General features: G+C 65.8%; 18 protein-coding genes. 9 read left to right on the top strand and 9 right to left on the bottom strand.

Going from position 1 to position 24,858, the window contains the following annotated elements; genetic code table 11:
- Window positions 1-195 precede the first annotated feature (195 nt).
- Window positions 196-1,050, top strand: coding sequence for a hypothetical protein (locus AC1RHV_RS00930; protein ID WP_492299615.1), 855 nt, complete (start codon window positions 196-198; stop codon window positions 1,048-1,050).
- Between the two features lie 92 nt (window positions 1,051-1,142).
- Window positions 1,143-1,337, top strand: a complete 195-nt coding sequence (locus AC1RHV_RS00925) for a YjfB family protein (RefSeq protein ID WP_192354175.1) — start codon at window positions 1,143-1,145, stop codon at window positions 1,335-1,337.
- A 93-nt stretch (window positions 1,338-1,430) separates the two neighbouring features.
- On the opposite strand, the gene lpdA is transcribed toward AC1RHV_RS00925, so the two are convergent.
- The 3 genes from lpdA to aceE are packed head-to-tail and all read right to left on the bottom strand — an operon-like array spanning window position 1,431 to window position 7,607.
- Window positions 1,431-3,212, bottom strand: a complete 1,782-nt coding sequence (lpdA, locus tag AC1RHV_RS00920) for a dihydrolipoyl dehydrogenase (RefSeq protein ID WP_119451923.1) — start codon at window positions 3,210-3,212, stop codon at window positions 1,431-1,433.
- A gap of 12 nt (window positions 3,213-3,224) precedes the next feature.
- Entirely contained in the window at window positions 3,225-4,886 is a 1,662-nt protein-coding gene (gene aceF, locus AC1RHV_RS00915) for a dihydrolipoyllysine-residue acetyltransferase (RefSeq protein ID WP_492299614.1), read from the bottom strand.
- A 12-nt stretch (window positions 4,887-4,898) separates the two neighbouring features.
- Window positions 4,899-7,607, bottom strand: coding sequence for a pyruvate dehydrogenase (acetyl-transferring), homodimeric type (gene aceE / locus AC1RHV_RS00910; RefSeq protein ID WP_059374398.1), 2,709 nt, complete (start codon window positions 7,605-7,607; stop codon window positions 4,899-4,901).
- 350 nt (window positions 7,608-7,957) lie between these two features.
- Here aceE and AC1RHV_RS00905 point away from each other — a divergent pair, with 350 nt between their 5' ends.
- The 4 genes from AC1RHV_RS00905 (at window position 7,958) to AC1RHV_RS00890 (ending at window position 13,392) form a co-directional block, all read left to right on the top strand.
- On the top strand, window positions 7,958-9,712 hold the full coding sequence (locus AC1RHV_RS00905; RefSeq protein ID WP_013393358.1) for a PAS domain-containing sensor histidine kinase: 1,755 nt from the start codon (window positions 7,958-7,960) through the stop codon (window positions 9,710-9,712).
- Window positions 9,709-10,335: a response regulator transcription factor gene (locus tag AC1RHV_RS00900; RefSeq protein WP_054456641.1), complete on the top strand. Its 627-nt coding sequence runs from the start codon at window positions 9,709-9,711 to the stop codon at window positions 10,333-10,335. Before AC1RHV_RS00905 ends, AC1RHV_RS00900 begins: the two co-directional genes overlap by 4 nt.
- The gene (gene folD, locus AC1RHV_RS00895) at window positions 10,332-11,183 is read left to right on the top strand and encodes a bifunctional methylenetetrahydrofolate dehydrogenase/methenyltetrahydrofolate cyclohydrolase FolD (protein ID WP_042793255.1); all 852 of its coding nucleotides are present in this window, start codon (window positions 10,332-10,334) and stop codon (window positions 11,181-11,183) included. Before AC1RHV_RS00900 ends, folD begins: the two co-directional genes overlap by 4 nt.
- Before the next feature lie 142 nt (window positions 11,184-11,325).
- Window positions 11,326-13,392, top strand: coding sequence for a M3 family metallopeptidase (locus AC1RHV_RS00890; protein ID WP_492299613.1), 2,067 nt, complete (start codon window positions 11,326-11,328; stop codon window positions 13,390-13,392).
- Between the two features lie 50 nt (window positions 13,393-13,442).
- On the opposite strand, the gene AC1RHV_RS00885 is transcribed toward AC1RHV_RS00890, so the two are convergent.
- Window positions 13,443-14,195 carry a class I SAM-dependent methyltransferase gene (locus AC1RHV_RS00885; protein ID WP_175213221.1) on the bottom strand — a complete coding sequence of 251 codons (753 nt, stop codon included), beginning with the start codon at window positions 14,193-14,195 and terminating at the stop codon, window positions 13,443-13,445.
- 247 nt (window positions 14,196-14,442) lie between these two features.
- On the opposite strand from AC1RHV_RS00885, the gene AC1RHV_RS00880 reads away from it, so the two are divergent.
- Entirely contained in the window at window positions 14,443-15,057 is a 615-nt protein-coding gene (locus AC1RHV_RS00880; RefSeq protein ID WP_119449524.1) for an SCO family protein, read from the top strand.
- Between the two features lie 122 nt (window positions 15,058-15,179).
- The gene (locus tag AC1RHV_RS00875) at window positions 15,180-15,431 is read left to right on the top strand and encodes a GlsB/YeaQ/YmgE family stress response membrane protein (RefSeq protein ID WP_013393352.1); all 252 of its coding nucleotides are present in this window, start codon (window positions 15,180-15,182) and stop codon (window positions 15,429-15,431) included.
- 67 nt (window positions 15,432-15,498) lie between these two features.
- Here AC1RHV_RS00875 and adeC read toward each other — a convergent pair whose 3' ends face one another.
- Genes adeC through AC1RHV_RS00860 form a run of 3 tightly spaced genes read right to left on the bottom strand, consistent with a single transcriptional unit; the run spans window position 15,499 to window position 21,360 of the window.
- The gene (gene adeC, locus AC1RHV_RS00870) at window positions 15,499-16,968 is read right to left on the bottom strand and encodes an AdeC/AdeK/OprM family multidrug efflux complex outer membrane factor (RefSeq protein ID WP_054456638.1); all 1,470 of its coding nucleotides are present in this window, start codon (window positions 16,966-16,968) and stop codon (window positions 15,499-15,501) included.
- Complete coding sequence (locus AC1RHV_RS00865) at window positions 16,965-20,147, bottom strand: efflux RND transporter permease subunit (RefSeq protein WP_054456637.1); 3,183 nt, start codon at window positions 20,145-20,147, stop codon at window positions 16,965-16,967. The genes adeC and AC1RHV_RS00865 overlap by 4 nt, the downstream gene beginning before the upstream one ends.
- Before the next feature lie 16 nt (window positions 20,148-20,163).
- Entirely contained in the window at window positions 20,164-21,360 is a 1,197-nt protein-coding gene (locus AC1RHV_RS00860) for an efflux RND transporter periplasmic adaptor subunit (RefSeq protein ID WP_054456636.1), read from the bottom strand.
- Window positions 21,361-21,615: 255 nt separating this feature from the next.
- On the opposite strand from AC1RHV_RS00860, the gene AC1RHV_RS00855 reads away from it, so the two are divergent.
- Window positions 21,616-22,521, top strand: coding sequence for a LysR family transcriptional regulator (locus AC1RHV_RS00855; protein WP_054456859.1), 906 nt, complete (start codon window positions 21,616-21,618; stop codon window positions 22,519-22,521).
- A gap of 67 nt (window positions 22,522-22,588) precedes the next feature.
- Here AC1RHV_RS00855 and AC1RHV_RS00850 read toward each other — a convergent pair whose 3' ends face one another.
- Window positions 22,589-23,320, bottom strand: a complete 732-nt coding sequence (locus tag AC1RHV_RS00850; protein ID WP_054456635.1) for a pseudouridine synthase — start codon at window positions 23,318-23,320, stop codon at window positions 22,589-22,591.
- 37 nt (window positions 23,321-23,357) lie between these two features.
- Window positions 23,358-24,857: a M81 family metallopeptidase gene (locus AC1RHV_RS00845; protein WP_492299612.1), complete on the bottom strand. Its 1,500-nt coding sequence runs from the start codon at window positions 24,855-24,857 to the stop codon at window positions 23,358-23,360.
- Window position 24,858 lies beyond the last annotated feature (1 nt).

The following is a 24,858-nucleotide window of genomic DNA, read 5'->3' as shown; positions in this document are numbered from 1 at the left end:
TGTGGCAAGTGTGGGGAGAGTATCAGCGGCCGCGCTGGCTAAATCGTTGGAAGAACGCAGGTTTTTGCCGGTTCCTGCGGTAATCCCCCTTCGAGTCCTAATCAAGCCCCATTTTTTCGGACTGTTCCCCTTTTTCACTTCCTCCGATTGCCTCATACTCGCGGCTGCACGCTTTGTATCAATAATTTTCACAACATGACCGCGACGCCTCCCGATCCACTCGCTACGCAGCACAGCAGCATTCCGGATCCCGATGCCCAGGCGCCGATGGATGAGCAGACCCTGCGTCTGCGCGAAGAGAACCGCGCCTTGCGCGAATTGCTGGTGGCGCAGGCGCAGGCCGCGCCCACTCCGCAGGAACCCGGTCCGCTACGGCGGATGTTCTGGTGGTTAATATCGGCGCCTGGCGCTGCACTGGTCCGCTGGCGCGCCCTGGTAGGACGCGAAGACGCGCGGCCGATCACGGGTAAACGCGTGGGATATGCCACATTGACCGTGCTGTATACGCTGGCAATCTATGGCGCGCTGGTTTTGCTGGTGGTGTCATGGAGCTCGCCGAATACGACAGTTTCGGGCTCCACGGCTGCCGGCCCGGTACGGATACCTCTGACGCCGGCACCGCCTGCGAACGCCGAACCTGTATTCGGTCACCCGGAAATGACGCCGGCGGCGATGCCAACACCCGTTTCAGATTCGGACTCCGATTCGGATTCGGGCCCAGGTTCGCCAGAACCGCAACCTGGGCCCAACCCAGCGCCGCAGCCCGCCCCTGCTGAGCAGCAACCCGCCTCGCAGGCGCAACCCGAGCACGCCCCGGCGCCGCCCGCAGCGGCGGACACGATGAACACTACACCCACGTCTACCCTGCGGATGACTGAGATCCCCGCCGTAGACCCCATGGCCTGGGTGGAAGAACTGAAAAACGAGATGGCGCGTTGCGCGACGTTGGGGTTCTTCGATCGCCCCGACTGCGCCTGGGCCGCACGCCGGCAGTTCTGCGAGCCCAATCGCGCGTGGGGCACCATCAAGGAATGCCCGAATCGACCGTGAGGACCGCCACGAATCCCGTGCATCCGGGCGCAGTCCACGCGATAATCCAATACCGACTCAAGCCACCCTCCAAACACTAGGACACCCCAAGCATGGACGCATCGATCAGCAACACCGTCAATACCGCCCTGGCCCTGCAGGACGCGAATGTCATGCAGGAAGTACAGGCCCGCGTACTGAAGAAGGCGCTCAATGCGCAAGCGGACACGGCCTTGACGCTGATGCAGTCGCTGCCGGTGCTGGCAGTAGACGCCACGCTGGGTTCGCGCATCGATACGCACGCCTGAACGCCGCGCCATACGCACACAAAAAAAGCGCCGGTCCCTGTCCAGGGCCGGCGCTTTTGCATTGCGCGGGCGGCATGACCGCCCTCCTGCGCATTACTTCTTCTTCATCGGCGGCAAGTCGGTGCAAACACCTTCTGCAACTTCGGCGGCCATGCCCACCGACTCACCCAGGGTCGGGTGCGGGTGGATGGTCTTGGCGATATCGACGACGTCGGCGCCCATTTCCACGGCCAGGGCCAGTTCGCTGATCAGGTCACCCGCATGGGTGCCGACGATGCTGCCGCCCAGGATGCGATGCGTTTCCGCGTCGAAGATGAGCTTGGTGAAGCCTTCGTCGCGGCCATTGGCGATGGCGCGGCCGGAGGCGGCCCAGGGGAACACGCCCTTCTCGATCTTGATGCCCTGTTTCTTGGCTTCGTCTTCGGTCAGGCCGACCCAGGCCACTTCCGGATCGGTGTAGGCCACCGACGGAATGACGCGGGCGTCGAAGAAGGACTTCTGGCCTGCGGCGGCTTCGGCGGCAACGTGGCCTTCATGCACGGCCTTGTGCGCCAGCATGGGCTGGCCGACGATGTCGCCGATAGCGTAGATGTGCGGCACGTTGGTGCGCATCTGGCGATCGACTTCGATGAAGCCGCGGTCGGTCACGGCGATGCCAGCCTTGTCAGCGCCGATCTTCTTGCCGTTGGGGCTGCGGCCCACGGCTTGCAGCACCAGGTCGTAGCGTTGCGGCTCCTTGGGCGCGCCCTCGCCTTCGAAGCTGACGTAGATGCCGTCCTTCTTGGCTTCCGCGCCCACGGTCTTGGTCTTCAACATGATGTTGTCGAAGCGGTAGGCGTTCTTCTTCTGCCATACCTTGACCAGGTCGCGGTCGGCGCCCTGCATCAGGCCGTCCAGCATTTCCACCACGTCCAGGCGCGCGCCCAGCGTGGAGTACACCGTGCCCATTTCCAGGCCGATGATGCCGCCGCCGATGATCAGCATCTTCTTGGGGACTTCACGCAGCAACAAGGCGCCGGTGGAGTCGACGATGCGGTCGTCCTGGGGCAGGAACGGCAGCTTCACCGACTGGCTGCCGGCGGCGATGATGGCTTGCTTGAAGCGCAGGGTCTGGGTCTTGCCGTCGGCGGCCTTGACGGTCAGGTGGTTGGGGTCGGCGAACTCGCCCACGCCGTGCACCACGGTGACCTTGCGAGCCTTGGCCATGCCGGCCAGGCCACCGGTCAGCTTGGCGACCACGCTGTCCTTGTAGCCGCGCAGCTTGTCCAGGTCGATCTTGGGCTCGCCGAAGCTGATGCCGTGGGCGGCCAGTTCGCGGGCTTCGTCGATGACGGCGGCGTTGTGCAGCAGCGCCTTGGACGGAATGCAGCCCACGTTCAGGCAGACGCCGCCCAGGGTGTCATAGCGCTCCACCAGGACCACGGACAGGCCCAGGTCGGCGGCGCGGAAGGCGGCGGAGTAGCCGCCGGGGCCGGCGCCCAGCACCAGCATGTCGTACTCGCCGTCGGCCGCGCCCTTGAAGCTGGCCGCGGCGGGCGCGGCGGCAGGCGCCGCAGCGGGAGCGGCTGCCTGCTTGGGCGCCTCGGCAGCCTTGGGAGCTTCCTTGGCGGCCGGCGCGGCGGCAGCGCCCGAGGCGGCGGCTTCCACTTCCAGCACGACCGTGCCTTCGGCAACCTTGTCGCCGACCTTGACGTTGATGGACTTCACCACGCCGCCTTGCGACGCGGGGATTTCCATCGAGGCCTTGTCGGACTCGACGGTGATCAGGCTTTGTTCAGCCTTGATCGTGTCGCCCACCGCCACCAGCACTTCGATGACTTCCACTTCCTTGAAGTCGCCGATGTCCGGCACTTTGATTTGAACGGTATTGCTCATGGGGCTCCCCGTTTACAGCGCGATGCGGCGGAAGTCGGCCAGCAAGGCGCCCAGATAGGCGTTGAAGCGCGCGGCCGCGGCGCCGTCGATGACGCGGTGGTCGTACGACAGCGACAGCGGCACGATCAGGCGCGGCACGAACTGCTTGCCGTCCCACACGGGCTTGTGCGAGGAGCGCGACACGCCCAGGATCGCCACTTCAGGGGCGTTGATGATGGGCGTGAACGAGGTGCCGCCGATGCCGCCCAGGGACGAGATCGAGAAGCACCCGCCCTGCATTTCGGCGGGCGAGATCTTGCCATCGCGCGCCTTCTTGGACAGGTCGGTCATTTCCTGGGCGATCTGCAGAATGCCCTTCTTGTCGGCATCGCGGATCACCGGCACCACCAGCCCGTTGGGCGTGTCGGCGGCGAAGCCGATGTGGTAGTACTGCTTGAGCACCAAGTTGTCGCCGTCCAGCGAAGCGTTGAACTCGGGGAACTTCTTCAGGGCCGCGACCACGGCCTTGATCAGGAAGGCCAGCATCGTGACCTTGATGCCCGACTTCTCGTTTTCCTTGTTCAGCGTGACGCGCAGCGCTTCCAGGTCGGTGATGTCCGCTTCGTCGTTGTTGGTGACGTGCGGGATCATGACCCAATTGCGGTGCAGGTTCGCGCCGGAGATCTTCTTGATGCGCGACAGCGGCTTGGCTTCGATCGGGCCGAACTTGGTGAAGTCGACCTTCGGCCACGGCAACAGGCCCAGCGCGGCGCCATCGGCCGAACCGCCGGCAGCGGCCACCGGACCAGCGGCGAGCGCCTGCTTGACGAAGCCGCGCACGTCGTCGGCGGTGATGCGGTCCTTGGGACCGGAGCCCTTGACCTTGCTCAGGTTGACGCCCAGTTCGCGCGCGAACTTGCGCACCGAGGGGGACGCGTGCGGCAGCTGGCCGGGCTTGAGGTTGGCGTCTTCGAGCGCGGCGGCCGGAGCCGGACGCTGCGCGGCAGGCGCAGGCGCTTCGGCCTTGGCGGCGGGCGCGGCAGCGGCCTCTGCCTTGGCGGCCGGAGCCGGGGCTGCGGCGGCAGCGGCGGCGGGCGCGGCGCCCTCCACCACGACCACGACCGAGCCCTTGGCAACCTTGTCGCCGACCTTGACCTTCACTTCCTTGACCACGCCGCCTTGCGAGGCGGGGATTTCCATCGAGGCCTTGTCGGACTCGACGGTGATCAGGCTTTGCTCGGCCTTGATGGTGTCGCCCACCGCGACCATGACTTCGATGACTTCGACTTCCTTGAAGTCGCCGATGTCGGGCACTTCGATGTTCACCGGACCGCTGGAGGTGGCCGGTGCGGCGGCAGCGGCAGCAGCGGCCGGCTGCGCGGCAGCCTGGGCTTCGGCCTTGGGAGCCTCTTCCTTGGCCGGCGCAGCCGCGGGGGCCGCAGCCTCGCCCGCGCCCGACGCTTCCACTTCCAGCACGACCGTGCCTTCGGCAACCTTGTCGCCCACCTTCACGCTGATCGACTTCACCACGCCGCCTTGCGACGCGGGGATCTCCATCGAGGCCTTGTCGGACTCGACGGTGATCAGGCTTTGTTCAGCCTTGATCGTGTCGCCCACCGCCACCAGCACTTCGATGACTTCCACTTCCTTGAAGTCGCCGATGTCGGGAACCTTGATTTGCACGATGTTGCTCATGTCTCTTTACCCTCAGGCGTATTGCGGGTTGGCTTTGTTCGGATTGATGCCGTACTTCTTGATGGCTTCGGCCACCTTGGCGACCGGCACCTTGCCTTCGTCGGCCAGCGCGCGCAGCGCGGCGACGACGACGAAGTGGCGATCCACTTCGAAGTGCTCGCGCAGCTTCGAGCGGAAATCCGAGCGGCCGAAACCGTCGGTGCCCAGCACCTTGTACTCGCGGCCCTTGGGCACGAACGGACGGATCTGGTCGGCGAAGAGCTTCATGTAGTCGGTCGACGCGATGATCGGGCCTTCCGTCTTGGCCAGCTGTTCCGTGACGTAAGCCACCTGCGGCTTCTTCTCGTCGGGGTGCAGCATGTTGTGGCGTTCGGCGTCCAGGCCGTTGCGGCGCAGTTCCGTGAAGCTGGTGACGCTCCAGAGGTCCGAAGCCACGCCCCAGTCGGCTTCCAGCAGTTCTTGCGCGGCCATGACTTCGCGCAGGATGGTGCCCGAGCCCATCAGCTGCACGCGGTTCTTGCCCTTGCCGTGCGACTTGAGCTTGTACATGCCCTTGATGATGCCTTCCTCGTCGCCCTGGGTCAGACCGGGCTGCGGGTAGTTTTCGTTCATCACCGTCAGGTAGTAGTAGACGTTTTCCTGGTCTTCCACCATGCGCTTCAGGCCATGCTGGATGATCACGGCCAGTTCGTGGCCGAAGGTCGGGTCGTACGAGACGCAGTTCGGGATGGTCGACGCCAGGATGTGGCTGTGGCCGTCTTCGTGCTGCAGGCCTTCGCCGTTGAGCGTGGTGCGCCCGGCGGTGCCGCCCAGGAGGAAGCCGCGCGCCTGCATGTCGCCGGCCGCCCAGGCCAGGTCGCCGATGCGCTGGAACCCGAACATCGAGTAGTAGATGAAGAACGGGATCATGATGCGGTTGTTCGAGGAGTACGACGTGGCCGCCGCAATCCAGGAGCTCATCGCGCCCGCCTCGTTGATGCCTTCCTGCAGGAGCTGGCCGTCGGCCGCTTCCTTGTAGTACATGACCTGGTCCTTGTCGACCGGGGTGTACTTCTGGCCTTCCGGCGCGTAGATGCCGATCTGGCGGAACAGGCCTTCCATGCCAAAGGTGCGCGATTCGTCGGCCAGGATCGGCACGACGCGCGGACCCAGTTCCTTGTCGCGCAGCACCTGGTTCAGGATGCGCACGAAGGCTTGGGTGGTCGAGATTTCACGGCCTTCGGCGGTGGGCTCCAGCACGGCCTTGAAGGCGTCCAGCGCCGGGGCCTTGAGATGTTCGTCGGCCTTGGCGCGGCGGCGCGGCAGGTAGCCGCCCAGCGCGGCACGGCGCTCGTGCAGGTACTTCATTTCGGGCGAGTCTTCGGCCGGCTTGAAGTACGGCAGGTCGGCCAGTTGGTCGTCCGGAATCGGGATGCCGAAACGGTCGCGGAATTCGCGGATCGAGTCCAGCTCCAGCTTCTTCTGCTGGTGGGTCGGGTTCTTGGCCTGGCCGACGTGGCCCATGCCGTAGCCCTTGATGGTCTTGGCCAGGATGACGGTGGGCTGGCCCTCGTGGGTGGCGGCGGCGTTGAACGCGGCGTACACCTTGTGGGGGTCATGGCCGCCGCGGTTCAGGCGCCAGATGTCTTCGTCGCTCATGCGCGACACGGCTTCCAGCAGCTTCGGATGCTTTCCGAAGAAGTGTTCGCGCACGAACTTGCCGTCGTTGGCCTTGTACGCCTGGTACTCGCCGTCGACGGTGTCTTCCATGATCTTGCGCAGGATGCCTTCCTTGTCGTGCGCCAGCAGCGGATCCCAGTAGCCACCCCAGATCAGCTTGATCACGTTCCAGCCCGAACCGCGGAAGTCGCCTTCGAGTTCCTGGATGATCTTGCCGTTGCCGCGCACCGGACCGTCCAGGCGCTGCAGGTTGCAGTTGATGACGAAGATCAGGTTGTCCAGCTTTTCGCGGGCAGCCAAGGCGATGGCGCCCAGGGATTCGGGTTCGTCCATTTCGCCGTCGCCGCAGAACACCCAGACCTTGCGCTTGCTGGTGTCCGCGATGCCGCGGGCGTGCAGGTACTTCAGGAAGCGGGCCTGGTAGATGGCCATCAGCGGGCCCAGGCCCATCGACACCGTCGGGAACTGCCAGAAGTCCGGCATCAGCTTGGGATGCGGGTACGAGGACAGGCCCTTGCCGTCCACTTCCTGGCGGAAGTGGTTCAGCTGGTCTTCGGTCAGGCGGCCTTCGAGGTAGGCGCGGCCGTACATGCCGGGGGAGGTGTGGCCCTGGAAGTAGACCAGGTCGCCGCCGTGGTTTTCGTCTTCGGCGTGCCAGAAATGGTTCTGGCCGCAGCCGATCATGGTGGCTAGCGAGGCGAAGGAGGCGATGTGGCCGCCCAGGTCGCCGCCGTCCGGCGGATTGTGCTTGTTGGCCTTGACCACCATGGCCATGGCGTTCCAGCGCACGTACGAACGGATGCGCGATTCCAGCTCCAGGTTGCCCGGGTGCGCCGGCTCCAGGCCGGGGGGAATCGTGTTGACGTAGGCGGTGTTGGGCGAGAACGGGATATGCGCGCCGGAACGGCGGGCTTCGTCGATCAGACGTTCGAGCAGATAGTGGGCGCGCTGCGGTCCTTCACGATCAAGGACAGCCGCCAGGGCTTCGAGCCACTCCTGGGTTTCAAGGGTGTCTTCGTCGTTGGCAGCCTGTACGGCGCCAGCCTGGGCGTAAGAGGACATCGTGTGTCTCCTGTTGGAATGTTCGTGACCGCACCCGCTTACTTATCTACTCGCGGACATTGCATGGTAGCCGGGATCATCCGGGCTACCATGCAAGGCATGGGGTCGGGTTGTTCTAGAGACCTGCTACTGGGTCGGTTCCCTATCAGCCGGCATTCTAAGAAAGAAGATTAACCGGTCGCAAGAAAAATTTCATGTTGCGGTACGGCATTTCATAATGCGGAAAATTTAAAGCCAGCTGAACGCTTTGGCGTCATACTTTTACTTAGGTACTCCAAAAGGACGAGTCGATTCCCGGCAAATCCCTGCCAACACGCACTAAAATGCGCGGTCTATCCGGCCCGAATTCCATGTCCAGCGCGCCCAAGTCCAATATTCCTACGCCGTTCCACGATCACGCCCGCACTCGCCGACGCGGGGTGTACTGGGTCACGCCAGCAATGGTGCTGATCCTCTATATCTGTGTGATGGCGGTGTTTTTCTGGCTGCAGCGCATCCATGACGACAGTGTCATGTTTGTCACCATCGACCAGGAAATGCGCCAGCAGCGCCTGATCTGGGTAGTGCTGGCCCTGTCCTGTGTGATCGTCATCAGCCTGCTGATGCTGTGGCGCTATACCCGTTTCCGTTCGGCGGCCGAAGCCGCCCTGATCGCCGAAACCGGATTCCGCCGCGCCATGGAGAACTCCATGTCCACCGGCATGCGCGTGCTGGACATGGAAGGCCGCATCGCCTACGTGAACCCGGCCTTCTGCCGCATGATCGGCTGGAACGAGGCCGACCTGATCGGCCGCAGCCCGCCCTTCCCTTATTGGGTGCCGGGCCGCCATGAACAGCATCAGCACACCCTGGACGTGCTGATGTCCGGCAAGACGCCCAGCAGCGGCCTGGAGGTCGAGGCGCAGCGCCGCGACGGATCGCGATTCACGGCGCGTATGTATGTGTCCCCGCTACTGGACCCCAACGGCAATCAGATCGGCTGGATGACCTCCATGACCGACATCACCGAGCCCAAGCGCATCCGCGAGGCCCTGACCGCCGCGCACGAGCGCTTCATGACGGTGCTGGAAGGCCTGGACGACGCCATCTCGGTCACCGCCGACACCCACGACGGCCTGGAACTGCTGTTCGCCAACCGCACCTACCGCCGCGTGTTCGGCGCCCAGACCGGCGGCCACGACGAGCTGCTGGCCGGCCGCCGCGGCCGCTTCACCGACGAATCCGTGGAAGTCTTCGCGCCCTCGGTGCAGCGCTGGTTCGAAGTGCACCACCGCATGCTGGCCTGGACCGACGGCCGCCGCGTGCGCATGCAGGTGGCGCGCGACATCACCGAGCGCCGCGTGCACGAGGAAGCCTCGCGCGTGCAGCAGGAAAAGATCCAGCTCACCAGCCGCCTGACCACCATGGGCGAAATGGCGTCTTCGCTGGCGCATGAACTGAACCAGCCGCTGACCGCCATCGCCAACTACAGCATGGGCGCCGTCGCCCTGGTCAAGGCCGGCCACACCAGCCCCAACATGCTGCTGCCGGCCCTGGAAAAGGCCGCCTCGCAAGCCGAGCGCGCCGGCAAGATCATCAGCCGCATCCGCGAATTCGTGAAGCGCAGCGAGCCCCGCCGCCAGCGCGTGGCCATCAGCCGGATCGTGGACAATGCCATCGGTTTCGCCGAGATCGACGCCCGCAAGCGCCGTATCCGCATCGACCGCTTCGTGCCGTCCAACGCGCCGGACGTGCTGGCCGACCCCATCCTGATCGAGCAGGTGCTGTTGAACCTGCTGAAGAACGGGCTGGAGGCCATGGAAAAAAGCGAATCCGACGAACTCAAGGTCGCCGTGATCCTGCATGAACAGCACATCGAGGTCGCGGTGGTCGATCGCGGCCACGGCCTGGCCGAACCCGAACGCCTGTTCGAACCCTTCTTCAGCACCAAGACCCAGGGCCTGGGCATGGGGCTGAACATCTGCCGTACCATTATTGAATCGCACCACGGCCGCTTGTGGGCGGATCCCAATCCCGCCGGTGGCACCATTTTCCGCTTTACCCTGCCCTGCGCTGCACCCCAGTCGCAGGCCCAGAACGATCAGTCCGAGGAGTTGCACGCATGAACACGCCCCACCTGTCGAGCACGGTTTTCATTGTTGACGACGACGAAGCGGTCCGCGATTCGCTGCGCTGGCTATTGGAGGCCAATGGCTATCGCGTTCGCGCCTACGCCAGCGGCGAGTCCTTCCTGGAAGACTACGACGCCAGCCAGATCGGCGTGCTGATCGCCGACGTGCGCATGCCCGGCATGAGCGGCCTGGAACTGCAGGAGCAGCTGATCGCCCGAAATGCGCCGCTGCCCATCGTGTTCATCACCGGCCACGGCGACGTACCGATGGCCGTGTCCACCATGAAGAAAGGCGCGGTCGACTTCCTGGAAAAGCCGTTCAATGAATCCGATTTGCGCGAGATCGTGGCGCGCATGCTGGAGCAGGCCACGCAGCGCGTGAGCAAGCACCAGGCCCAGAAAGACCACGAAGCCATGCTGGCGCGCCTGACCGCGCGCGAGCAGCAGGTGCTGGAGCGCATCGTCGCCGGCCGCTTGAACAAGCAGATTGCCGACGACCTGGGCATCAGCATCAAGACCGTAGAGGCGCACCGCGCCAACATCATGGAAAAACTTGAAGTGACCACCGTAGCTGATTTGATGAAAGTGGCCTTGGCCAAACCCGAGGCGACGGCATGACGGCAAGGATTATCGACGGCGCGGCCCTGTCGGCGCGCATTCGCGAAGAAGCTGCCCAACGCGTTGCGGCCCTGGCCGCCAAGGGCACGCGCCCCGGCCTGGCCGTGGTGCTGGTGGGTGAAGACCCCGCTTCCCAGGTGTACGTCCGCAACAAGGTAGCCGCCTGCGAAAAGGCCGGCCTGCATTCCGTCAAGGAGCAGTACCCCGCGGACATGACCGAGGCCGAACTGCTGGCCCGCATCGCCATCCTGAACCAGGACCCGACCATCCACGGCATCCTGGTGCAGTTGCCGCTGCCCAAGCACATGGACTCGCACAAGGTCATCGAGGCCATCGCGGCCGAGAAGGACGTGGACGGCTTCCATATCAGCAACGCCGGCCTGCTCATGACCGGCCAGCCGCTGTTCCGCCCCTGCACGCCCTATGGCGTGATGAAGATGCTGGAATCGGAAGGCGTGACGCTGCGCGGCGCCGAGGCCGTGATCGTGGGCGCCAGCAACATCGTCGGCAAGCCCATGGCGATGCTGCTGCTGCAGGCCGGCGCCACCATCACCATCTGCAATTCCAAGACGCGCGACCTGGCGGCCCAGACCCGCCGCGCCGACGTGCTGGTGGTCGCCACCGGCAAGCCCGGCATGATCGACGGTTCGATGATCAAGCCCGGCGCGGTCGTCATCGACGTGGGCATCAACCGCGGCGCCGACGGCAAGCTGTGCGGCGACGTGGACTTCGCCTCGGCCAAGGAAGTGGCCGGCGCCATCACGCCCGTTCCGGGCGGCGTGGGCCCCATGACCATCGCCATGCTGCTGGTCAACACCATCGAAGCGGCCGAACGCGCCGCAGCCTGACGGCCGGCGTACCCGCGGCCGGCCAGGCCGCGGGACGGGGATTGCGATCTGCCCTTGCGTTCGGGCAGATCGCCCTCACCTGATTCTCATGCCCTTGCCGGCGCCTCGTGGCGCTGCTCACCTCTTCCCAGCCTGTAACACCATGACCCAGAACCCCCTGCTCGCCCCTGTCTCCGACCTCGTCGACTACGCGGCCGTCAAGCCCGGACACATCGTGCCGGCGGTCGAGGAACTGCTGGGCATCGCCCGCCAGGCCGTGGGCCGCGCCGCCGATCCCGCGCTGGCGCCCACCTGGGAAGCCGTGGTTGAGCCGCTGGACACGGCCTCGGAGCGCCTGTGGCGCGCCTGGTCGGTCGCCGGCCACCTGAACGCCGTGGTCAACACCCCGGAACTGCGCGAAGCCTACAACGCCGCCCTGCCCCTGGTGACCGAATTCTCCACCTGGGTCGGCCTGCACGAAGGCCTGTACAAGCAGTACCAGCGCCTGGCCGCCGCCCCCGATTTCGCGTCCTGGACGCCAGTGCGCCGCCGCATCGTGGAAATGGCCCTGCGCGACTTCCGCCTGAGCGGCGTGGAGCTGCAAGGCGCAGACCGCGAACGCTACGCCGCCATTTCCGACCGCGAGGCCCAGGCCTCGCAGAAGTTCTCTGAAAACGTGCTGGACTCGATCGACGCCTGGGCGCTGCTGGTCGAGGACGAAGCCCGCCTGGCCGGCATTCCGGCCGACGTACAGGCCGCGGCCCGCGCCGCGGCCGAGGAAGACGGCAAGCCGGGCTGGAAGCTCACGCTGAAGATGCCGTGCTACCTGCCGGTGATGCAGTACGCCCAGGACCGTACGCTGCGCGAGGCGCTGTACCGCGGCTACGGCACCGTGGCGTCGGAACACGGCGACGGCAAGTTCGACAATTCGCCGCTCATCGAAGAGCTGCTGGCCCTGCGCGCCGAGGAAGCCGGCCTGCTCGGCCTGGGCACCTTCGCCGCGCTGCGCCTGCAGACCCGCATGGCCCGCGACGCGCAGGAAGTCACCGTGTTCCTGCGCGACCTGGCCGCGCGCGCCAAGCCCTACGCCCAGCGCGACCTGGCTGAACTGAAAGCCTACGCCACCGGCGAACTGGGCCTGGACGACCTGCAGCCCTGGGACGTGGCCTACGCTTCCGAGCGCCTGCGCGAATCGCGCTACGCCTACTCCGAAGACGAGGTGAAGCAGTATTTCACCGAGCCGCGCGTGCTGTCGGGCCTGTTCGAGGTCATCGAGACCCTGTTCGATGTGCGCCTGGCTGAAACGCCCGTCTCGTCCTGGCATGGCGACGTGCGCGGCGTGCGCGTGGAAAGCCCCAAGGGCGAACTCATCGGTTATCTGTATCTGGACCTGTACGCCCGCGCCGGCAAGCAAAGCGGCGCCTGGGTCGACAGCGAACGCACGCGCCGCGTCGTGGCTGGCAAGGTGCAGACGCCCATCGCCTACCTGACCTGCAATTTCTCGCGCCCCAACGGCGACAAAGCCGCCGTCCTGACGCACGACGACGTCATCACGCTGTTCCATGAAACCGGCCATGCGCTGCATGCCCTGCTGTCCGAAGTGGACGAGCCCGGCGCGGCGGCCTTCGCCAGCGTGGAATGGGACGCCATCGAGCTGCCCTCGCAGTTCATGGAGAACTTCTGCTGGGAATGGGCGGTGGTGCAGAAGCTGTCCGCCCATGTGGACACGGGCGAGCCCCTGCCGCGCGCGCTCTACGACCGCCTGGTCGCCGCCCGCAACTACCAGAGCGGCATGCAGACCGTGCGCCAGATCGAGTTCGCGCTGTTCGACATGCTGATGCATGACCGCGCCCAGGGCGCGTCGATTGCCGAAGTGCTGGCACTGCTGCAGGAAGTGCGCCAGGAAGTGGCCGTGCTGTTCCCGCCCGCCTGGCACCGTCTGCCGCATGCCTTCTCGCACCTGTTCGCGGGCGGCTACGGCGCGGGCTATTACAGCTACAAGTGGGCAGAGGTGCTGTCGGCCGACGCCTATGAGGCCTTCGAAGAGGCGGCGGCCCGCCAGGCCGGCAACGCGCTGGGCACGCTGGATCCCGAAACGGGCGCACGCTTCCGGCGCGAAGTGCTGGCAGTAGGCGGTTCGCGCCCGGCGGCCGAGTCCTTCGCCGCCTTCCGCGGACGTGCGCCTCGCATCGACGCCCTGCTGCGCCATAGCGGCATGACGCCTGCCTGAGCGTCCGCTTCCCGGTCGCTACCCGACGGCCCGCCCTGGCGGGCCGTTTGCTATGTTGCGGCGGCGTCGTCGACTGGCCGGCGCGCCGACATCACCAGCCAGCGTCCATGCACGGACTGGTCGGAACCGGCCTGCTTCCAATAGCGGCGGCTTTCCTCGTCCTGCGCCTGTTTGAGCCGGCGGCCGTAATACAGGCGCGACGGCACGGCCAGTACATGCTCCACCATGCGCTTGGGCTTGATCTCGTCCACATCGTGCAAGCTGATGTCCCTGAAACCGTAGTGCTGGAACAGCAGGTGCAGCTGCGGAAAGCTCCAGGGGAAGTACGTGACGTAATCCTCGCCGCGCTGCCGTCCCACCATGGGCCGGAACCCGGAATGGAAGCCGCGCAGCAGGAACTGCAGGCGCGAACGGAAGTACCAGGTGTTGGGCGTGGTGACGATCAGGGTGCCGCCCGGGCGCAGCGCGCGGTAAAGGCTCTGCATCAGCACGCCGGGGTTGGTCAGCAGATGGATCGCCTCGCAGCAGACCACGGCGTCATAGGGTTCGGCAACCGTCAACGGCGTTTCCAGGTCGTGCTCCGTCACGCGGCGGTAGCCGCCGGCCTGCGGAAACTCCCACAGGCCCACGCCGTCGATATCGACCTGCCGGCCGCTGGCGGCGGGCAGCATGTCGCCCAGCCAGCCCGTGCCGCAGGGCGCGTCCAGCACCGAATCCGCCAGGCGGCTGCGCAGGATGTCGAGCACGACGGGGTAGTAGGGATAGTAGGGGTAGCCCAGGGAATTCCTGACCGGCATGTCCATATGTGGCGCCTCTGGATTCTGAAATCTGACACGGTCCTGAATGTAGCGGCAGCCATGGCATCCGGTCTGGCGAATTCGCCACTTCCAAACAATAACCAGACAAAGCTTTACAAGTCGGACGGCCGGTCCCGGCCCCGCGGCTTGCGCCAGGACAAGCCGGCCCCAGGTCCGCCCGCCCCCGCACCCTGCCCTGCCCGCGCCTTGCGGGTAGAATCAAAAGGTTTACCCTCTACCGGCCCTTGGACTCATGCGACACCTCATTTCCGGCCGCGCCCTGCGCAGCCTGCTGCTGACCCTGTGCGTGTTTCTCGCTGCCTGCGGCGACAGGAACGTCGATTGGACCCTGTACAACGTGAAGGGACACCTGCCCGACCTGAAGTTCTCGCTGCCCGGCGCAGGCGGCAAGATGGTCAGCAGCGACGACCTGAAAGGCAAGACGGTGCTGCTGTTCTTCGGCTATGCCAGTTGCCCCGACATCTGCCCGACCACCATGGCGCAGTTGACGGCCGTGCTGCAGAACCTGGGCGACAAGGCCCGCGATGTACGGATCCTGTTCGTCAGCGTGGACCCGCACCGCGACACGCCGGACATCCTGCAGGCCTACGTCAATGCCTTCAACAACAACGCCATCGGCGTGACCGGCGATGAAAAGCAGATTGCCGACCTGGCGCGCCGCTATCGCGTGGCCTACCAGATAGAGAAGCCGCGCCCGGGCGACGACGCCAATATGTACGAGGTCACGCACAGCCGCGGCGTGTATATATTCGACAAGGACGGCAAGGCCCGCTTGCTGGCATCGGACACGGACAGCATCGAGGCCATGACCAAGGACGTGCGCCAGTTGATCGACCTGACTTCCTGAGCGCCGGCGGGGCGCAATGTTGCCCGTGCGCCCCATACACCAGTTGTTACAGCCGCTACGCGCGGGGCGTGAGTATCATCTAGCCACACTGCCCCCTTTTACTTCCAGCAAGGAGTACGCGCATGAGCATAATCATCATGATCATCGTCGGGTTCGTCGTGGGCCTGATCGCCCGCGCCATCATGCCCGGAGACCAGAACATGGGGATCATCATGACCACCATCCTGGGTATCGTCGGTTCGGTCGTCGCCGGATTCCTGGGCCAATCGCTAGGCTGGTACGCGCCGGGCGAACCCGCCGGGTGGATCGGATCGGTCGTCGGCGCGATCGTCGTGCTGTTCGTGGTGGGCCTGATCGCCAAGAAACGCGCCTGACGTTCTGCTGGACCTGAAATGAAAACGGGCCGATCTTTCGATCGGCCCGTTTTTTTTCCGTCTGCCCTTATTGCTGCTGGGCCTGCGCGGTCACCGTGCGTTCGGTCCAGCCGCCGCCCAGCACCTTGTACAGCGTAACCAGGTTGGACAGCCTGGCCCGGCGCGTGTCCACCAGGGCCTGCTGCGCGCTGTACAGGGAGCGCTGCGAATCCAGCACGCTCAGGTAGTCGTCGATGCCTTGGCGGAAACGCTGATCCGAGGCGTCGTAGGCGCGCTGGTTGGCGGCCACCAGGAGCCGCTGCGCCTGGATCTGCTCGTCCAGGGTGCCGCGCCCGGCCAGGGCGTCCGCCACTTCGCGGAAACCCGTCTGAATCGACTTCTCGTACTGCGCGACCTGGATGTTCTTCTGCACCTTGGCCAGATCCAGGCCGGCAAGCAGCGAGCCGCCCGCGAAGATCGGCACGGTGATCTGGGGCACGAAGCTCCAGGCGCCCGAGCCGCCTTCGAACAGCCCGCCCAGGCTGGCGCTGGCGGTACCGGCCGAGCCTGTCAGGCTGATGGTCGGAAAGAAGGCGGCGCGCGCCGCGCCGATATTGGCGTTGGCGCCCTTCAATTGGTGCTCGGCCGCGCGGATGTCCGGGCGACGGGCCAGCAGGTCCGACGGCAGGCCGGCGGGCAAGGTGGTCGGCAGCATGGCATCGTCAAGCTTGACCGCGTTATCCAGCGCCGCCGTCAGCTCGGGCGACAGCGGCTGGCCCACCAGCAGGACCAGCGCATTGCGGTCCTGCGCGGCCTGGCGCGTGTATTGCGACAGGTTGCGCTCGGCGGTGCGCAGCGACACTTCCGCCTGGCTCAGGTCCAGCGCCGTGGACAAGCCCTGGTCGTAGCTCTGCTGCGTGAGCTTGAAGGAATCCTGCTGGCTCTTGAGCGTGTCGCGCGTCAGGCCGACGAGTTCCTGGTCGGCGCGCAGGGTCAGGTAGGCGTTGGCCACTTCGGCGATCAGCGTCAGCTGGGTCGCCGTACGGGTTTCGTCCAGCGCCAGATAGGATTCCAGCGCTTTGTCGCTCAGGCTGCGGATGCGGCCGAACAGATCCAGCTCCCAGGCCGACATGGCGGCGCCGACCTGGTAGCTGTGGCTGGTGGTGGCGCGGCCGCTGGGCGACAGATCGGCCGGCGAACGCTGGGCCGTTTCCTGGCCGGCGATGCCGATGCTGGGCATCAGGTCGGCGCGCTGGATGCGGTACTGGGCGCGCGCCGCCTCGACGTTCAGGGCCGCCACGCGCAGGTCGCGGTTGTTGGCCAGCGACTGCTCGATCAGCTGTTGCAGCAGCGGGTCCGAGCCGAAGAAATCGCGCCAGCCGATGTCGGCCGTCATCAGGCCGCCCGCGTCGGCCGGCTGGGCCGCCTGGTAGGACGGACCCGTGGGATAGGCCGCGTCGACCGGCGCGTCCGGCCGCTCGTAGGTGGGGGCCAGCGAGCAGCCCGCCAGGGCCGCCGCCAGGGAAACAGACAGCAAGGTTCTCATCGGGAATGTCATTGCGGTTGGCCCTCCGTCGAGACGCCCTGCGTGCCATTGGCGCTGGTGTCGTGCTCGTCGACGTTTTCGCTCATGCGCTTGACCTTGAAGACGCGCAGCATGATCACGAAGAAGGCCGGAACAAAGAAGATGGCCAGGAAGGTGCCGGTCAGCATGCCGCCGATCACGCCCGTGCCGATGGCGTTCTGGCTGCCCGAACCCGCCCCCGACGAGATCGCCAGCGGCGTCACGCCCAGGATGAACGCCAGCGACGTCATCAGGATGGGACGCAGGCGCTGCCGCGCGGCGTGGATGGCCGATTCCGTCAGGCTGGCGCCCTGCTCGTAGTGCTCTTTGGCGAACTCCACGATCAGGATCGCGTTCTTGGCCGCCAGGCCGATGGTTGTGAGCAGGCCCACCTGGAAGTACACGTCGTTGGACAGGCCCCGCAGCATGGTGGCGAGCAAGGCCCCGATGATGCCCAACGGCACCACCAGCATCACCGCCGACGGGATGGTCCAGCTTTCGTACAGCGCCGCCAGGCACAGGAACACCACGATCAACGAAATCGCGTATAGCGCGGGCGCCTGGGCGCCGGACAGGCGTTCTTCGAACGACAGGCCGGTCCATTCAAAGCCCACGCCCACCGGCAGCTTGCCCGCCAGGCGTTCCATTTCTTCCATCGCCGCGCCCGAGCTGTAGCCCGGCGCCGCCTGGCCCTGGATGTTGTACGACGGCACGCCGTTGTAGCGGTTCAGCTTTTGCGGACCGTAGCTCCAGGTGGCCTTGGCGAACGCCGAGAACGGCACCATGTCGCCCGCCTTGTTGCGCACGTACCATTTGTCCAGGTCTTCCGGCAGCATGCGCGACGACGCCTCGCCCTGCGCGAACACCTTCTTCACGCGGCCGCGGTCGATGAAGTCGTTGACGTACGACGAACCCCAGGCCGTGGCCAGCGTGCTGTTGATGTCCGAGACCGCCACGCCCAGAGCGCGCGCCTTCTCGCGGTCGATGTCCAGCTGGTACTGCGGCGCGTCTTCGATGCCGTTGGGGCGCACGCCCTGCAGGACCGGACTCTTGGCGGCTTCGCCCAGCAACTGGTTGCGCGCGGCAAGCAGCTTCTCGTGGCCCACGCCTGCGCGGTCCATCAACTGGAAGTCGAAACCGGTGACGTTGCCCAGTTCCATCACGGACGGCGGCGGCACCACGAACAACTGCCCGCGGCGCTCGGTCTTGCGGAAGTGCGCGTTGGCCCGTGCCGCCACGGCGCCGGCCTTCAGGCGGGCGTCGCCGCGTTCTTCCCAGTCGCGCAGCTTGATGAACAGGATGGACGCGTTCTGGCCGCGGCCGCCGAAGTTGAAGCCATTGACCGCGAACACCGAGGTGACGGCGTCCTTTTCCTCGTTCAGCAAGTACTTGGTGGCGTCGTCGATGACGGCCTTGGTGGCTTCCGCCGTGGCGCCAGCAGGCGTCTGGATCTGGGCGAACAGAATGCCCTGGTCCTCATCCGGCAGGAACGCGGTCGGAATGCGCGTGAACATCCAGCCCATGGCGAGGACCAGCGCCAGGTAGATCACCATCAGACGCTTGCTGCGGTTCAAGCCGCGCGCGACGGTATTGGCGTAGCCGTTGCTGCTGCGCTCGAACGTGCGGTTGAACCAGCCGAAAAAGCCCTTCTTCGAGCCATGATGGCCCTTGGGGATGGGCTTGAGCAAGGTCGCGCACAAGGCCGGCGTGAACACGATGGCCACGATCACCGACAGCACCATGGAGGACACGATGGTGATGGAGAACTGGCGGTAGATCACGCCCGTGGACCCGCCGAAGAAGGCCATGGGAATGAACACGGCCGCCAGCACCATGGCGATGCCGATCAGGGCGCCGGTGATCTGCGACATGGACTTGCGGGTGGCCTGCTTGGGCGACAAGCCCTCTTCGGCCATCACGCGCTCGACGTTTTCCACCACCACGATGGCATCGTCCACCAAGAGGCCGATGGCCAGCACCATGCCGAACATGGTCAGCGTGTTGATGGAGTAGCCGAACGCCGCCAGCACGCCGAACGTGCCCAGCAGCACCACCGGCACTGCCAGCGTCGGGATGATGGTGGCGCGGAAGTTCTGCAGGAACAGGTACATCACCAGGAAGACCAGGATGATGGCCTCGATCAGCGTCTTGAACACCTCATGGATCGACAGGCTGACGAACGGCGTGGTGTCGTACGGATAGACGACGTCCATGCCCGGCGGGAAGTAAGGCTTCAGGTTGTTGATGGTGTCGCGCACCGCCTGGGCCGTATCCAGCGCGTTGGCGCCCGGCGCCAGCTTGACCGCCAGGCCCGAGGCCGGCTTGCCGTTGTAGAAGCTGTCGATGGCGTAGGTCTGGCCGCCCAGCTCGATGCTGGACACGTCGCCCAGGCGCACTTGCGAACCGTCGGCGTTGACCTTGAGCAGGATGCGGCCGAAGTCTTCCGCCTTTTCCAGGCGCGAAGGCCCGATGATGGTCGCGTTCAGTTGCTGGCCGCGCACGGACGGCAGGCCGCCCAGCTGGCCGGACGACACCTGCACGTTCTGTTCCTTGATCGCCGCCACGACGTCGACCGTGGTCAAGCCGTAGTTGACGAGCTTGGCGGGATCCAGCCAGATGCGCATCGCGTACTGCGAGCCGAACAGCTGGAAGTCGCCCACGCCCTGCGTGCGGCTGATGGGATCCTGGACATACGAGGCGACGTAGTCGGCCAGGTCGTCCTTGGTCATCGAGCCGTCGGTGGACACGAAGCCCGCCACGATCAGGAAGTTCTTGGTGGCCTTGGTGACGCGGATGCCCTGCTGCTGCACTTCCTGCGGCAGGAGCGGCTGCGCCAGCGACAGCTTGTTCTGCACCTGGACCTGCGCGGTATCAGGGTTGGTGCCCTGCGTGAAGGTCAGGGTGATGGACATGCTGCCGTCGGAGTTGCTTTCCGAGGAGATGTACTGCAGGCCGTCCAGGCCGTTCATCTGCTGCTCGATCACCTGCACCACGGTGTCCTGCACGGTCTGCGCGGACGCGCCCGGGTAGGTCACCGCGATGCCGATGGCTGGCGGCGCGATGTTGGGGTATTGGGAAACCGGCAGCTTCAGGATGGACAGCGCGCCGGCCATCATCAGCACGATCGCGATCACCCATGCGAAGACCGGTCTATCGATAAAAAACTTTGCCATGCAAGGCTCCTGACTACTACTGCTTGGCCGCCGCGGCGGCTGCTTGCGGCTGCTGCGCCGGTTGCGCGGCGCTGGCTTCGGTGGCGACGACTTCAGCCCCCGGACGCACCATCTGCAGACCTTCCACGATGACCTTGTCGCCGGCGGCCAGGCCGTCGGTGACCAGCCACTTGTCGCCGATAGCGCGGTCGGTCTTCAGTTCGCGCAATTCGACCTGGTTCTTGGCGTTGACCACCAGCGCCGTCGGGATGCCGCGCTGGTTGCGCGTCACGCCGCGCTGCGGCACCAGCAGGCCGTCGGCGGCGACGCCGTCGGCCAGGCGGGCGCGCACGAACATGCCCGGCAACAGGCGGCGTTCCGGATTGGGGAACACCGCGCGCAAGGTGACCGAACCGGTGCCCTGGTCCACCGTGACTTCGGAGAACTGCAGCTTGCCCGGCTGGCTGTACTGCGAGCCGTCTTCCAGGGTCAGCGTCACCAGCGCGGCCTGCTCGCCATCGGCCTTTTTCAGCAGGCCGCTGGCCAGCGCGTTCTGCAGGCGCAGCAGCTGGACGCTGGATTGGGTCACGTCGACGTAGATGGGATCGATCTGCTGCACCGCGGCCAGGGCCGTGGTCTGGTTGGCCGTGACCAGCGCGCCTTCGGTCACCGCCGAACGGCCGATGATGCCGTCGATGGGCGACAGCACCTTGGTGTAGACCAGGTTGATGCGGGCCGTGTCCAGCGCCGCCTTGGCCGACAGCACGTCGGCGGCGGCCTGATCGCGCGAGGCGACGGCGTTGTCGTAGGTCTGCTGGCTGACGGCGCGAGTGGCGACCAGCGGCTTGTAACGTTCGGCCAGCAACGCGGCCGTCTTCTGCTGCGCCTGGGCGCGCGCCAAGGCGGCCTTCTGGCTGTCCAGGCTGGCCTGGTAGAGGGCGGGATCGATCTGGTAGAGCTGCTGGCCCGCCTTGACCTCGCCGCCTTCGGTAAAGAGGCGCTTCTGGACGATGCCATTGACCTGGGGACGCACTTCGGCCACGCGGAACGGCGAGGTGCGGCCAGGCAGTTCGGTGGTCAGCGAAACCGGCTGCGTGGCAAGCGTCACGACCGTTACCTGGGGCTTGCCCGCCTGGGGAGCGTCTTGCTTCTTGCCGCAAGCGGCCAGCGTGAGGGCCGATGCCGTCAGCGTGACGACTGCCGCGCTGCGCCACATAGCGCTTTTCTTATCCATAGATTGCATTCCCGATTTCAACAAAAAAAAAGCCCGCCCCGGATCGCGTAATGAGCGTTCCGTGCGCATCGATTGGGTGGATTTGCCTCGAACACGCAGGCTGGGCTTTGTCGCATTGCTGCATTGCAGAACTCGCATTCTGCGTTATCCCGCCCCAGAAACAAAGAGGCATGTTGAGAAAACATCATTCCATTTATGGGACAATGGCTTTACCGTTGAATATGACAAAATTCCGCCATGAAACGCTTGCAAGGCATGGAACTATTCGTCGAAGTCGCCAAAACACGCAGCTTCAGCCGCGCGGCGGCGATGCTCGGCGTGCCGAAATCGACACTGTCCCGCCAGGTGGCCGAGCTGGAGCGCTCCGTCGGCTTGCGGCTGCTCAGCCGCACCACGCGCAAGGTCGAACTGACCGACGCGGGCCGGCTGTACTTCGACCGCTGCCAGCGCATCGTGGCCGAGGCGCAGATCGCCCATGAGGAACTGCAGAAGCTGGTCGATACGCCGGCCGGGCCGCTGCGGGTGAACATGCCCGCGGATTTCGGCACGGACTTCCTGGCTGAATCGTTCATGGAATTTTCCCGCCGCTACCCCGACGTCACGTTTTTCCTGGACCTGGCCAACCCGGACCACGCGCAGCGCGTATTCCAGACCTGCGATGTTTCGATCGAAATCGGCGAACTGCCCGATTCGTCACAGATTGCGAGGCTCTTGGGCATGCTGCCGGCCCAGTTGTACGCCTCGCGCGAATACCTGGAGAAGCACGGAGAACCGCGGCATCCCAGCGACTTGACCCGCCACGAGTGCATAGAGTTCCGCGCCAAGGGCGCCGGGCAGGTGACCCGCTGGCCCCTGACCGACGGCCAGCAGCACATCGAATTCACGCCCGGCAACCGCTTTTCCGTCAACGGCGTCGCCATGGCCCGGCGCCTGGCCCTGCTGGGCGCGGGCATCGTGGTGCTGTTGGGCGACCAGTTGGCCGAACAGCAGTCCGGCCAATTGCAGCGAGTGCTGCCCGACTGGCAACTGGGTCCGTTCCCGGTCTACGCGGTGACGGAGACACGGCTGCTGCCCGCCAAGACCCGGATCTTCATCGAATTCCTGATGGAGCGCCTGGGCGACGTCGGGCAAGCGAAGAATACTCCCGCTTTCATGAAATAAACGGAAGCCGGAAACAGACTGAAAAATTTAGGACTGACCGACAACACCTGTCGGTCAATTCGACCAATCAGAAGCGCTCGTCTTCACGCAGGTAGCGCCATTGGCCCAGCGGCAGGTCGCCTAGCGACACGCGTCCGATGCGCACGCGTTTCAGGCCGATTACCTTCAGGCCGACCAGTTCGCACATGCGCCGGATCTGCCGTTTTTTGCCTTCCCGCAGCACGAAACGCAGCTGGTCGCTGTTCTGCCAACGCACCTGTGCCGGCTTGAGCGCCTTGCCGTCCAGGGACAGACCATGGTTCAGCAGCGCCAGCCCGTTGTCGGACAGGTTGCCCTGCACCCGCACCAGGTATTCCTTGTCCACGCTGGAATCTTCGCCGATCAGGTGCTTGGCGATGCGGCCGTCCTGGGTCAGCACCAGCAGGCCTTGGGAATCGATGTCCAGGCGGCCGGCAACGGCCAGCCCGTCCAGGTGCGAACGCTCAAAACGCTGCGGCGCGCGGTCGCCCGCAAAGCGGGAGCGGGAGTCGATCAGGGCCACGGCGGGCGTGTAGCCCTTTTCCGCCTGGCCCGAGACGTAGCCCACGGGTTTGTTGATCAGGATGGTGACGCGCGAGGTCTGGCGCGCCTGCGCGGCGCGTTCCAGGGTGATGACCTGGTCAGGGTAGGCCCGCGCGCCCAGTTCGGACACCACGGCGCCGTCCACGCGGACCCAGCCGCGCTCGATATAGGTGTCGGCCTCGCGGCGCGAACACAGCCCACGCTCGGACATGAGCTTGGAGATACGTACTTTTTCCATGGCCGGTATTGTATGCGGACGCCATGCGCCACACTCTTCATGCCGCGGGGTCGTAGTCCGACGGCGCCATCGGATCCAGCGGATGGAGCGGCCGGCTGCGCCGCTGATAGGGAAACAGCGCGAAGTCCGAGCTCGTGACGCCCGCGCTGGCGCATTCCACCAGCGCCTGGGAGATAGGTTCGAACACAGGGCGGCAATACATGCGGGACTTCACCAGCACGAAGCGCGCCCGGCGCGGGTCCAGCCCCATGCTCTCGAACACGCCCAGGTCCCAGGGCTCGTGCGTTCTCTCGGTGATCACCAATTGCGCAGCGCCTATGTCCAGCACCGCGCTGCGGCCCATGCATGCCGTCTGCCCCGTGTACGTCGGACCGGTAATGACATATTCGCCGCCGGTCACGGCGCGGACCACCCCGCGCAGCAACACGGGCGCCGCCGGGCGGCCGATGGCCGGAATCGGCCGTTTGTTGCCCACCGCCAGCTCCACCTGCGCGCCCTCGCCCGCCGCGATCAGCGCGGCGACGGCCTCGGGGTCACAGTACAGGCCCGCAATGATGCCCGTCAGGCCGGCGTCGACCGCGGCTGTCAGCACCTCCATGGTGTCGCAGGTGCCGCCGGACATGCAGTTGTCGCCATGATCCAGCAGAAGCACGGGCTTGTCCGCGCCACGGGCCAGTTGCGCCGCGCGGGCCAGCGACTCGCCCAGGGGTTCGCTGTCGTAGAAGTAACCGTCGCGCTCGGCCCAGATGGCCTGCGCCATTTCGCTTGCGACCCGTTCCGCCTGCTCCTGCGGCCCGGAGCCCACCACGACCACGCTCAGGCATGGGTTGGGGATGTCAGCCAGGGCGAAGCCCGCCAGCACGGAGACGCCCAGCATGCCGTCCGCTTCCGCGCGCCGAGCCGCCTGCACCGCACGGAGCATGGCGCCCTGGGCCGTGGCGCTGCGCAGGGTGTGCGTCATCAGCGGCAGGCGGCGCCAAGCCATGACCGGGCGCGGACCGCCGTTGAGCCAGTCATACAGGATACGGCCCGCGTGCTCCCCGGTCTCGTACATGTCCACATGCGGGTAGGTCTTGAAGCTGACGACCACGTCGGCGTTGGCCATCATCTTGGGCGTGACATTGCCGTGCAGATCCAGCGCCACGGCGATGGGCACGTCCGGCGTGCGCCGCCGCAGGCGCTCCAACAAGTCGCCCTCGCCATCGTCGGTGGTCTCGGCCACCATCGCGCCATGCAGATCGAGCAGGATGGCGCCACAGCCCTGCGCGCCGGCCACGATCGCGTCGCACAGTCGGCTGTAGGCATCCGCCGACACCGGGCCGCTGGGGTAGGCAGTCGCGGAAACCGGCGTGACCACGGTCGCGCCGTTGGCCTCGGCAATATCGATGAAGGCCGACATGGCCGTGCGCTTGCCCTTGTTCTCGGCATAAGCCTGGGCGCCGAAGGCGGGACCGTCATTGCCGAACGCGGACAGCGGCGTGGGCACCGGCGAGAACGTGTTGGTCTCGTGGTTCAGGCGGGCGATCATGACCTTCATT

It is taken from the genome of Achromobacter sp. GW823-FHT04E03 (assembly GCF_058796095.1).
This window is presented reverse-complemented; position numbering and strand designations above follow the sequence as displayed.